General features: G+C 74.2%; 9 protein-coding genes. 7 read left to right on the forward strand and 2 right to left on the reverse strand.

All coding sequences use genetic code 11. From position 1 onward, the window contains the following. Positions 1-23 precede the first annotated feature (23 nt). Complete coding sequence (locus ACN261_RS10685) at positions 24-1,349, forward strand: ATP-binding protein (RefSeq protein ID WP_421486977.1); 1,326 nt, start codon at positions 24-26, stop codon at positions 1,347-1,349. Beyond that, complete coding sequence (locus tag ACN261_RS10690) at positions 1,324-2,889, forward strand: SpoIIE family protein phosphatase (protein ID WP_421485048.1); 1,566 nt, start codon at positions 1,324-1,326, stop codon at positions 2,887-2,889. The genes ACN261_RS10685 and ACN261_RS10690 overlap by 26 nt, the downstream gene beginning before the upstream one ends. A 668-nt stretch (positions 2,890-3,557) precedes the next feature. On the opposite strand, the gene ACN261_RS10695 is transcribed toward ACN261_RS10690, so the two are convergent. Beyond that, complete coding sequence (locus ACN261_RS10695) at positions 3,558-4,370, reverse strand: DUF6597 domain-containing transcriptional factor (RefSeq protein ID WP_425849780.1); 813 nt, start codon at positions 4,368-4,370, stop codon at positions 3,558-3,560. 31 nt (positions 4,371-4,401) lie between these two features. Here ACN261_RS10695 and ACN261_RS10700 point away from each other — a divergent pair, with 31 nt between their 5' ends. From ACN261_RS10700 to ACN261_RS10715, 4 genes are all read left to right on the forward strand, one after another. Continuing rightward, positions 4,402-4,971, forward strand: coding sequence for a TIGR03086 family metal-binding protein (locus ACN261_RS10700; protein WP_421485050.1), 570 nt, complete (start codon positions 4,402-4,404; stop codon positions 4,969-4,971). Between the two features lie 136 nt (positions 4,972-5,107). Beyond that, on the forward strand, positions 5,108-5,644 hold the full coding sequence (locus ACN261_RS10705; protein ID WP_421485051.1) for a PadR family transcriptional regulator: 537 nt from the start codon (positions 5,108-5,110) through the stop codon (positions 5,642-5,644). After that, positions 5,641-6,360, forward strand: a complete 720-nt coding sequence (locus tag ACN261_RS10710; protein WP_425849784.1) for an ABC transporter ATP-binding protein — start codon at positions 5,641-5,643, stop codon at positions 6,358-6,360. Before ACN261_RS10705 ends, ACN261_RS10710 begins: the two co-directional genes overlap by 4 nt. Then, positions 6,357-7,868 carry an FtsX-like permease family protein gene (locus ACN261_RS10715; RefSeq protein WP_425849787.1) on the forward strand — a complete coding sequence of 504 codons (1,512 nt, stop codon included), beginning with the start codon at positions 6,357-6,359 and terminating at the stop codon, positions 7,866-7,868. Before ACN261_RS10710 ends, ACN261_RS10715 begins: the two co-directional genes overlap by 4 nt. A 110-nt stretch (positions 7,869-7,978) precedes the next feature. Here ACN261_RS10715 and ACN261_RS10720 read toward each other — a convergent pair whose 3' ends face one another. Continuing rightward, positions 7,979-10,075 carry a S9 family peptidase gene (locus tag ACN261_RS10720; RefSeq protein WP_425849790.1) on the reverse strand — a complete coding sequence of 699 codons (2,097 nt, stop codon included), beginning with the start codon at positions 10,073-10,075 and terminating at the stop codon, positions 7,979-7,981. Between the two features lie 74 nt (positions 10,076-10,149). On the opposite strand from ACN261_RS10720, the gene ACN261_RS10725 reads away from it, so the two are divergent. Then, positions 10,150-11,586: an FAD-binding oxidoreductase gene (locus tag ACN261_RS10725; RefSeq protein WP_425849792.1), complete on the forward strand. Its 1,437-nt coding sequence runs from the start codon at positions 10,150-10,152 to the stop codon at positions 11,584-11,586. The last annotated feature ends 76 nt before the right edge of the window (positions 11,587-11,662 follow it).

Raw genomic sequence — 11,662 nt, forward strand, 5'->3', positions numbered from 1 at the left:
CCGCCCGCGAAGCCCTGCTGCGGATGGCGTTGCGGGTGGAACAGGACATCTTCGGCGTACGCCAGCGGGGCCGGGAGGTCGCCGCCGCGATCGGGCTGGAGCACCAGGACCAGGTCCGGTTCGCCACCGCCCTCAGCGAGGTGGCCCGGGACCTGCTGCGCGCGGTGGACGGCGCGGACGTCACCTTCTCCTGCGTGACGGAGCCGGACGGTCGGCGGCTGCTCAGCGTCGACCTCGCCCCGCTGCGCCCGTTGCCGGACAACCGGTACGAGCCGCAGTCCGGCGCGGTGGCGCGGTTGGTGGACACCCTGGGGCTGGCGGACGTGCAGGGGGATACCGTCGTGAGGATGTCCCGACGTGTCCCGCACACCGCTGCGGCGCTGACTCCGCAGCGCCTGGCGGAGCTGCGCGCCGAACTGGGCGCCAGCGCGCCGGCCAGCGCCCTGGACGAGTTGGCCACCCAGAACGGGCAGCTCATCGCCGCCCTCGACGAGGTACGCCGCCAGCGTGACGAGCTGGCCGTGCTCAACGCCGAGCTGGAGGAGACCAACCGGGGTGTGATGGCGCTCTACACCCAGCTCTCCGAGGAGCTGGAGGAGACCAACCGGGGCGTGGTGGCGCTCTACGCCGAGCTGGACGAGAAGTCGGCCCAGCTCCGCGCGGCGAGCGAGTCGAAGAGCCGGTTCCTGGCCAACGTCAGCCACGAACTGCGGGCGCCGGTGACCGCGATCATCGGGCTGGGGCGGTTGCTGACCGACTCGGCGTCGGACCCGCTCACCGGCGAACAGGCCCAGCAGGTCGAGCTGATCCGGTCCTCGGCCGCCGATCTGCTCTCCCTGGTCAACGACCTGCTCGACCTGGCCAAGGCGGAGGCCGGCCGGATCGAGCCGGAGTGGGCGCAGGTCGACCTGCGGGCGGTGTTCGGGCAGCTGCGCGGGACGCTGCGTGCGCTCACCCTGCGTTCCGAGGTGGAGTTGGTGGTGGAGGAGCCGCCTCCGGGCACGGTGCTCCGCTCGGACGAGGTGCTGCTGGCCCAGGTGTTGCGCAACCTGCTGCACAACGCGGTGAAGTTCACCGACCGGGGTGAGGTGCGGATGCGCGCCGAACGTGTCGACGACCGGCTCCGCGTCTGCGTCTCGGACACCGGGCCGGGCATCCCCGCCGAGCTGCACGAACGGGTGTTCGAGGAGTTCTACCAGGTGCCCGGCACCAGCCGGCGCAGCGGCACCGGCCTCGGCCTGCCGTACGCGCGGCGGTTGGTGACGCTGCTCGGCGGCACCCTGACGCTGACCAGCGAACCGGGCCGGGGCAGCAGTTTCATGGTTGACCTGCCCGTGGCGGGAGGGTGAGGTGGCCGCCGCCCCGCCGACGATCCTGGTGGTCGACGACAGCCCCACCAAGCGCTACCTGCTGGTGAGTTGGCTGACCCGGGCGGGTTTCACCGTGCGGGAGGCGGAGAACGGCACCGAGGCGCTGGCCCGGGTCGGGGTGGACCCGATCGACCTGGTGGTCCTCGACGTCCGGCTGCCGGATCTCAGCGGTTTCGAGGTCTGCGAGCGGATCAAGGCGGACCATCCGGCCATTCCGGTGATCCACGTGTCCGCGCACGCGGTCGACGTGGTGGACCGGACCCAGGGCCTGACCCGGGGCGCGGACGCCTACCTGGCCGAACCGATCGAGCCGGAGGAGCTGGTCGCCACCGCGCACGCGGTGCTGCGCTACTACCAGGCGCGGCAGCGGGCGGAACTGCTCGCCGAGCGGCTCACCGGGCTGGCTGACACGACCGTGGCGGTGCACGCCGCGTCCACCTTCGCCCGCCTGCTGCTGGAGGCGGCGGCCGGTGCGGCCCAGATCTTCCGCAGTCCGGCGGCGGTGGTCGCGGAGACCTTCGACGGGGAGTGCCTGGCCGGGGTCGCCGCCGGGCCGGGCGCGGTGGCGGAGATCGTGCCGTGGGTGGTGGACGACACCGGCGTGCCGACCGGGGCGACCGTCCGGGTGGACGCCCCCGACGGCTGGGCGCTGGTGCGGTGGCCGGCCGACGACACGGTGACGGTGGCCGCCGCGAAGCTGAGGGAGGACCGCGCCCCGCTGTACGTGGTGGTGCCCACCGCCACCCAGACCGCCCGGACCCCGGTGCTGGTGCAGCTCGCGCAGGCGGTCGCCTCGGCGGTGGAGGCGCAGCGCTCCTACGACGAGGAGCACCGGATCGCGGTCACCCTCCAGCGGAGCCTGCTGCCCCGCCGGCTGCCCGACGTCGCCGGCCTCGACCTGGCGGTGCGCTACGAGCCGGCCAGTGCGCAGACCGAGGTGGGTGGGGACTTCTACGAGCTGGTGATGCTCGACGGGCACCTGCTGGTGGCGATCGGCGACGTCGCCGGCCACTCGCTGCACGCGGCGACGGTGATGGCCGAGCTGCGGCACGCGATGCGGGCGTACGCGGTGGAGGGGCACCAGCCGGGGATGATCGTGGACCGGCTCAACGTGCTGATGCGGACGCTGCTGCGCAACGAGCTGGCGACCCTGTGCATCCTGCTGCTGCACCCGTCGACGGGCCGGATCAGGCTGGCCAGCGCCGGGCACCTGCCGGCGTTGGTGACGGTGGACGGCCGGGTGGAGTTCGTCCAGCAGTCGGCCCCGCTGCTCGGGGTGCGCGCGGACCGCCCCGAGGACCTGGAGTTCACCCTGCCGGCCGGGGCGACGCTGGTGCTCTACACCGACGGGCTGATCGAGCGGCGGGACACCACCATCGACGACGGCCTGGCCGCGTTGGCGGCCTGCGCGACGGTGGTCGACGACGACCTGGACGGCTTCTGCCAGCGGCTGCTGGTGGAGCTGGCCCCGCCGGAGATCCACGACGACGTCGCGGTGGTGGCGGTCCGTCGCCGCTGAGGGGCCCTCGTGCGCCGGACCCGCCCCTGGCACCCCCAACCAGTATCGTGATTACTGATAGTGATCAGGCGGCCGTCCGCTCTGGATGTTGCTCACCGTAATCGCCGACTGATCCCCGAGAACTCCCTTCCTCCTCCTTTGCTCTGCTGCCCTGTTCGCGCCAGCACGCTGAACTGCCATGACGCAAGACTTTCGAAGGTGTTGTGCAGCCGTCCGCCACGCGGAGTAATTGTCGCCTTGATGTCAGCAGAGCAAAGGACGCGGGCGGGTCAGGGGTGAGTGGAATGATAACTACTTGTAGTTACTATCCCGGGCTGGGTTTGGCCGCTGCCGGACCGGCCCCCGTGTCAGGATCGGTCGGGGCGGCGGCACGATGCCTGCGAGCGGTGACGGTGCGGCGCGCACGCATCCGGATCGTGGAGAGTTCTTGCGGCCATGACGACAAGAAATCTCCACAGACGTGCCACTAGCCACCGAGGCGGTCGCCGGTTGGTCCGGCAGTGTGCGGTCGGGCCCGCCCTCGGACGGGTTGGGCCATCCAGCGGCGGAGCCAGCAGGATCGAAGCGCAGGCCGGCAGGGTCGGGGCGTGGGCAAGCAGGGTCGGCGGCGGTGCGGACCGCCGACTCTCCGTGCTCCTCGGGCGACGCCGCCGGCTGCGGCACGGGGGTCAACGCAGGGAGCGGGCGTAGCCGGTGGGGGTGTGACCGGTGACGGCCGCGAAGTCGCGGGCCAGGTGGGCCTGGTCGCTGTAGCCGAGGTCGGCGGCGAGGGCGGCCCAGTCGGGCAGCCCGATGATGACCTGTTCGATCGCCTCCAGCAGGCGGTAGCGACGGATCACCCACTTGGGACTGACGCCGACGTGGTCCAGGAAGAGCCGCTGCAACCGCCGTACGGACAGGCCGTGCCGGCGGGCGAGGTCGTCCACCCGTAGCACGCTCCGGTCGGTGCGGATCGTCTCGGCCAGGGCGATCGCCTCGGCCGTCGCCGGGTCGGGCTGTGGCGCCCAGGCGAGCAGGAAGGCGTCCAACGCCCGCTGGCGCTCGTCGTCCGTACCCTCGCAGCGGGGTGACGCGACGGCGGACCGGGCGGCGCGGGCGGCGGCCGGGTCGGTGTCGAGCGGGACGTGCCGGTCGGTGAGACCGGAGACCGGGCGACGCCAGAACGGGCGGAAACCCCCGGGGCGGAACTGGATGCCGCTGACCGTTCCGGTGCCGGTCAGGGTGACGGTGAACAGGGTGCGGCCGACCCCGGCCACCTCGGCGGTCTCCGGGCCGGCGGCGTCGCGGCGGAACACCACGTTGACAACCGGGTGCGGCACCACCTGCTGGGTGAACGGCGCGGTCAGTGCCCAGTCGACCAGCCAGTAGTGCTCCACCCACGGGCGCAGCGCGGGGTCCGGCAGGTACCGCCGGAACCGCAGCTCCCGGCGGAGCCGGGCCGGATCGAGGATGCCCCGGTGGTCCCCGCGTGGCTGTCGCATTCGTTCAAGACCACCTTCATACGCTGGCCGTATGCCAACGAAGACTAGTGAGCTGCTGGCCGCCGCCGCCCCGAGGACCGTGGAGTTGGTCCGGGCGGTCGGCGACGACCAGCTCGACCTGCCCACCCCGTGCGCGGAGTACACCGTCCGCGGGCTGATCAACCACGTGTACGACGTGGCGGTCAACTTCCAACGCCTGGCCGTCGGGCAGGAGACGGACTGGTCGGTCAAGACCGATCACGTGGCGGAGCCGGGCTGGCGGGACCGGTTCGCCGCCGAGGTGGAGCAGCTCGTCGTGGCCTGGGACGACCCGGCCAGCGAGGAGGGTGTCGCGCCGGCGATGGGGCTGCCCCGGTCGACGCTCGGCCTGATGGGAGTGGCAGACATGGTGGTGCACGGCTGGGACCTGGCGCGGGCGACCGGCCAGCCGTTCCAGCCGGCGCGGGAGAGCATCGCGGCGCTGCACGGCTTCATGGACGAGATGGGCCCGATGGGCCGGCAGATGGGCGCCTTCGGTGCGGAGGTGCCGGTCGAGGCGGACGGGAGCGAACTGGACCGGCTGCTCGGCCGCACCGGTCGCGACCCGGCCTGGACGAGCTGACCGCTCCCGTCCACCGGGTCGCCGCACCCGGTGGGCCGGGCCGCCCGCCGGACCGTCCACCGCCCGCCGGGCCACCCCCAGCCGGATCGACGGAGCTGCTTGACAGCGGCTATTCGCCGAATGAATAGTTAGCCCGGTGTCCACGTCGCACGTGCTGCTCGGGTTGCTGGCTGCCGGCAGCCGGCACGGCTACGAGCTGAAGCGGGCCCACGACACCCGGCTGCCCCGGGCCAAGCCGCTCGCCTTCGGGCAGGTCTACGCCACCCTGGGCCGCCTGCAACGCGACGGCCTGGTGGTCAGCGCCGGCCAGGAACGCGAGGCCGGCCCCGACCGGACCGCCTACACCCTCACCGACCAGGGCCGGGCCGCGCTCACCGGCTGGCTCGCCGCCGTCGAGCCACCCATGCCGTACGTGACGAGCGCGCTCTTCACCAAGGTGGCGGTGGCGTTGCTGGTCGCCGATCTCAACGCGGCCCGGTCCTACCTGATCGCCCAGGCGCGGGCGCACACCGAGCGGCTGCGCGAACTCACCGCCGTCAAGACGGCGCCCGCGTCCACCCTCGCCGACGTCGTCGCCGTCGACTACGTCATCGCCCACCTCGACGCCGACCTGCGGTGGCTGCGCACCACCCTGAACCGCGTCGTCGACTGGCACCGGGAGGTGCACCCGTGAGCGGACTCCAGGCACGCGGCGTGGTCCGGTCGTACGGTCCGACCCCGGCCCTGCGCGGCGTCAGCCTCGACGTCGCCGAGGGGGAGATCGTCGCGGTGACCGGGCCCAGCGGCTGCGGCAAGTCCACCCTGCTGCACTGCCTCGCCGGGATCCGTCGCCCCGACGAGGGTGAGGTGCACTGGCGGGGGGAGCGGATCGACACCTGGCCCGAGGCGGCGCGGTCCCGGCTGCGCCGTACCGAGTTCGGGGTGTTGTTCCAGTTCGGTCAGCTCGTCCCCGAGCTGACCGCGGCGGAGAACGTCGCCCTGCCCCTGCTCCTCGCCGGCACGGGGCGGCGAGGAGCAGGGCGGGTGGCGCGCGAATGGCTGGACCGGCTCGGCGTCGCCCACCTCGCCGACGTACGCCCCGGCGCGATGTCCGGCGGGCAGCAGCAGCGCTGCGCCACCGCCCGCGCCCTGGTCACCGGGCCCCGGGTGCTCTTCGCCGACGAGCCGACCGGCGCGCTCGACACGCTCGGCGGCGAGGAGGTCCTCACCCGGCTCGTCCAGCTCGCCCGGGAACAGGGCACCACCATCGTCCTGGTCACCCACGAACCCCGGATCGCCGCGTACGCCGACCGCGAGGTGATGCTCCGCGACGGCGTGGTCGACCCGAGCGGCCTCGGCCTGGACGAACCCCTCGCCCCGGTGGCCGGTCCCGGCGCGGTCGCCAGGTGACACCGGTCGTCGCGCTGCGGCTCGCCCTGGCCGGCAACCGCACCGACACCGCCCGGGTCGTCCTCACCGCGCTCAGCGCCGCCCTGGCCGCGCTCGCCGCGTTGGCCGCCCTCACCGTGCTGGCCATCCCCACCCCACCCGGCGGGCGGGGCGCGAACAACGCCGAGCAGTACACCAATGCGCTGCTGCGCGAGCCCGGCCTGCGCGGCGGGACGGCGGTCGCGTTGCTGCTGCTCGCCGTCCCGGTGCTCGCCCTGGCCGGGCAGTGCGTCCGGCTCGGCGCGCCGGCCCGGGACCGGCGACTGGCCGCGTTCCGGCTGGCCGGGGCCACCCCCGGGCAGGTGACCGTGCTGGTCGCGGTGGAGACGGGGCTGGCCAGCCTGCTCGGCACCCTGGTCGGGCTGGGGACGTACCTGGTGGGCCGGGTGCTGCTGCACCGGCCCGACGCCCGGGGGCTCCTGCCGCTGCCGACCGACGTGCTGCCGTCGCCGTCGACGATCGCGGCGGTGGTGCTCGGCCTGCCGGTGCTGGCCGGGCTGGTCGGTGTCGTCCTGCTGCGCCGGGTCACCGCGACCCCGCTCGGCGTGGTCCGGCGGACCCGCCGGGAACGTGCCCCGAGGCCGTGGGCCGGCCTGCTGATCCTGGCCGGGCCGACCGCGTTCGGCCTGCTCGCCCCGATCAACAGGTGGTACGCCGAGCGTGCTCAGGACCCGCCGGCACTGCTGGAGCCGGCGCTGATGTTCGGTGGTGGGCTGGCCGCGCTGGTCGGGGTGGTGGTCGGCACCGGCTGGCTGTCGTACACGGCCGGGCGGCTGCTGCACCGGTGGGGTCGCGGGGCGGCCGTGTTGCTGGCCGCCCGAAGGTTGACCGCCGACCCGTGGGCCGGCAGCCGGACCCTGGCCGCCCTGCTGGCGGCGGTGATCGTGGGGGCGGGCGCGGCCGGGCTCCGCGCCTCGATGATCGCCGACATGACGGCGAACGAGGCCACCGGCCAGGGCCTGGCCGGCAGCGACGACTTCTACCTGAACACGATGGACCTGGTCGACCGGGCCGCCCAGGTCGCCGTGGCGCTGGCCGCCGGTGGCCTGGTCGTCGCCCTGGTCGAGGGGATCGTCGCCCGCCGCCGCACGTACGCGGCACTGGTCGCCTCCGGGGTTCCCCGGGGCGTCATCGGCCGGTCGGTGGTCTGGCAGGCGCTGGCCCCGGCGGTGCCGGCCATCGTGCTGGCGCTCGCCGTCGGTCTGCTGCTCATCTGGGGCGTCGCGGGCCGCCCACGCAGCTACGGGGCGCACTCCGTCCAGGTGTGCACGGGTGACGCCGTCCGGTGCGCCGACCCGTCGGCCCTGCGTGAGGTGTGGGTGCCCGAGGTCGTGGTGACACCCGAGCTGCCGTGGGCGCAACTCGCCGGGGTCGGTGCGGGTGCCCTGGCCGCCGTGCTGGTCACGGTCGGTGTCGGCCTGCTCTTCCTGCGGACGAGCACCGCCGTCGAGGAACTCCGCACCGGCTGACCGCGATCAGCCGGTGCGCAGCGGCAACCGCCCGCCGAGCCCTGCCGGCCCGCCGGTCCCCCGCCGGCCCGGGGACCGGCCCCGGCCCGGCGGGGGACCGGGGGCGGCGCTCAGGCCCGGCCCAGCCGGTCGAGGATCCAGGCGTTGATGAACGCCTCCTCGCGCCAGGCGTCGTACCGGCCGCTGGGGCCGCCGTGACCGGCACCCATCTCGGTCTTGAGCAGGTAGTCGCCCTGCGGGGCCACCGCCCGTAGCCGGGCGATCCACTTGGCCGGCTCGTGGTAGAGCACCCGGGTGTCGTTGAGGCTGGTCACCGCCAGGATCGCCGGATAGTCGACGGGGGCGACGTTCTCATACGGGGTGTACGACTTCATGTACGCGTACACCTCCGGGTCGGCGAGCGGGTTGCCCCACTCCTCCCACTCGGTGACCGTCAACGGCAGCGACGGGTCGAGGATCGAGGTGAGCGCGTCGACGAAGGGCACCTGCGCGACGATCCCGGTGAACGCGTCCGGGGCGAGGTTGGCCACCGCGCCCATCAGCAGGCCCCCGGCCGAGGCGCCCCGGGCGACCAGCCGGTCGGCCGCCGTCCAGCCGGACTTGACCAGGTGCCGGGCACAGGCCACGAAGTCGGTGAAGGTGTTCTTCTTGGCCAGCAGCTTGCCCTCGTCGTACCACCGGCGGCCCAGTTCACCGCCGCCCCGGATGTGCGCGACGGCGAACACCACGCCCCGGTCGAGCAGGCTGAGCCGGGCGACGGAGAACCACGGGTCCATGCTGGCCTCGTACGAGCCGTACCCGTAGATCACGGCGGGGGCGGAGCCGTCGCGCTGGGTGTCCCGGCGGCAGACCAGCGAGATCGGCACCCGGGTGCCGTCGTCGGCGAGCGCCCATTCGCGGTGCTGCTCGTAGTCGTCCGGGTCGTACGCGCGGCCGTCCGGGCCGGGGAGCACCGGCTTGCGGCGGCGCAGCGTCAGCTCCCGGGTGACCAGGTCGTAGTCGTAGACCGAGTCGGGGGTGACCAGCGAGGTGTAGCGGAACCGGAGCTGCCGGGTGCGGTATTCCGGGTTGGCGTCCAGCCCGACGCTGTGGATCGGCTCGGGGAACTCGATGTCGTGGGCGTCGCCGCCGCCGACGGGGAGCACCCGCAGCCCGGTCAGGCCGTTGCTGCGCAGCGAGACGACCAGGTGGTCGGCGAACGCGTCGACCGACTCCAGCCGGGTGCCGGGGCTGTGCGGGATCAGCGGCACCCAGTCGCCGGGCGCGTCCGCCGAGGTGTACGCCAGCGCGAAGTCCTCCGCGCCGTCGTTGTGCAGGATCAGGAAGCGGTGCCCGTGGTGCTCGACGCTGTACTCGACACCCTGCCGGCGCGGGGCGATCACCGCCGGCTCACCTGTCGGGTTGTCGGCCGGGATGACCCGCACCTCGCTGGTGACCTTGCTGGTGCTGTCGATCAGCACGAACCGCTCGGAACGGGTCAGCTCGACACCTACCCAGAACCGCTCGTCCTCCTCCAGGTGCACCACCACGTCCTCGCCCGACGGGGTGCCGACGGTGTGCCGCCACACCCGGTTGGGCCGCCACGCCTCGTCGACGGTGATGTAGAACAGGACGCTGGCGTCGGCCGACCAGGCGGTGCCGTAGAAGGTGTCGGGCACCTCGTCGCCGAGCAGTTCACCGGTGCTCAGATCCTTGATCCGCAGGGTGAAGCGCTCGTCGCCGGAGAAGTCCGTCGAGTAGGCCAGCCAGCGCCCGTCGGGGCTGACGTCGAACGCGCCGAGGGAGAAGAAGTCGTGCCCTTCGGCGAGCTGGTTGCCGTCGAGCAGCACCTCCTCGCCGTCGAGCGGGGCGCCGTCCACGCTGACCGGCGGGTCGGTCTCGCCGTCGCGGACGGGGCGGCGGCAGTGCACGCCGTACTGCTGGCCCTCGACGGTGCGGGTGTAGTACCAGTGGCCGCCCTTGCGGGTGGGCACCGACAGGTCGGTCTCCTGGGTGCGCTGCTTCGTCTCGGCGAACAGCGTGCCGCGTAACGCTTCCAGGTGCGCGGTGCGCTGCTCCGTGTAGGTGTTCTCGGCGGTGAGGTGGGCGATGGTCGCCGGGTCGTCCTTGGCGGCCAGCCAGGCGTACTCGTCGACGACGGTGTCGCCGTGGTGGGTGCGCTCCGCGCGGACCTGTCGGGCGACGGGCGGGGTGGTCTCGGTGGTCACGGCGTCACGTTACCGGCCCGTCGCGCTCCGCCGCGCGGTCGAACCACCACGCGCCGCTTTAGAACATGTGTACGATGACTGCCATGTCGACGGGAGCGGGTTCGATCGGTGCAACGGAGATCACCCAGCGGTTGGCCGCGATCTGCGGTCCCTCCTTCGCCCGGTTCGCGGGCGCGGCCGACGAGGTCGCCGGCCGGCTCGCCCGGTGGGTGGCCGTCCCCGGTGGGCCACGGGCGGCGGCCGAGGTGCTGCGGCTCGCCGCCCGGCACGATCTGTCGGTGGTCCCCCGGGGCGCCGGCACGAAGATCGACTGGGGTGCGGCACCGGCCCGGGTCGACATCATGCTCGACACCGGCCGGCTCGCCGGGGTCGGCCACCGGCCGGCGGCCTCCCCGGTCGTCGAGGTGGGTGCCGGCACCCCGCTGCGGGCCGTGCAGGCCACCCTGGAGCGCACCGGCCGTCGGCTGGCCCTCGACCCGCCGTCGCCCGGGGCCACCCTCGGCGGGGTGCTCGCCGCCGACGAGTCCGGTCCGCTGCGGCACCGGCACGGCACCGCCTGCGAGCAGCTCGTCGGCCTGCGCTGGCTGGACGCCGACGGTGAGCTGGTCAGCGCCGGGCGCAGCGCGGCCGAGCTGGCCGGTGCGGCCCCACCGGTCGGCCTCGACCTGGGCCGGTTGCTCTGCGGTTCGCAGGGCGGGTTGGGCGTGCTCGTCTCGGCGACGCTGCGCGCACACACCCTGCCGCCGAGCCGGGTGTGGGTGACCCGGCCGGTGTGGAGCCCGTTGGAGGTGCACGACCTGATCCGGGCGGTGCTCGCCGCCGACCTCGACCCGGCGGCCGTCGAGCTGGACCTGCCGGCCGCCGGGTCGCCGCCTCGCCCGCCCGCCGCCCCGGCGGCGGGCGCGACGTCGGGGCCGGGCGGTCGCCCGATGTCGGCCGCCGAGGCGTCGGCCCGCGCCAACCATCCCGCGATGGCCGGCCGCCGGGCCGCCCCGCCGCCTCCCCGGGGCAGCGCCGGTGAGCTGGCCGTCCTGCTGGAGGGCGGCCGGTCCGAGGTGGCCGAGCGGGCCGAGCGCCTGCTCGCCCTGCTCGGCGGCACGGCAAGCCTCGCTCCGGACGCCCCGGCCTGGTGGCGGCGCTACCCGTTCGCCCCGGGTGACACCGCGCTGCGGGTCGAGGCACCGGCCGCCGACCTGCACGCCGCCGTCTACGCGCTGCGCGACGCCGCCGGCGCCCCGCTGTCGGTGCGTGGTTCCGCCGGGCTGGGCGTGGTGCACGCCGCGCTGCCCGGGTCGCTCCCGGTCGACCGGGTGGCCGGCATCCTCGCCGCCGTCCGTGGGGTGCTGTTGACCCGCCGGGGCCGGTGCGTGGTGGTCGCCGCGCCCCCGGCGGTGCGTCGTGAGATCGACGTGTGGGGTGAGGCAGCGGTGATCCCCCGGCTGCGCGAGGCGAAGGAACACCTCGACCCGCACCGCCGGCTCGCCCCCGGACGCCTTCCCGGCGGCCTCTGACCGGCTCCCCGCCCGGGAGCGGGATGGGTGATGGCTCGTTGTCAGCCCCGTTGCGGTATCCGGCGCGCTCGACACC

Source organism: Micromonospora sp. WMMD723 (assembly GCF_049863385.1).
Taxonomy (GTDB): domain Bacteria; phylum Actinomycetota; class Actinomycetes; order Mycobacteriales; family Micromonosporaceae; genus Micromonospora; species Micromonospora wenchangensis.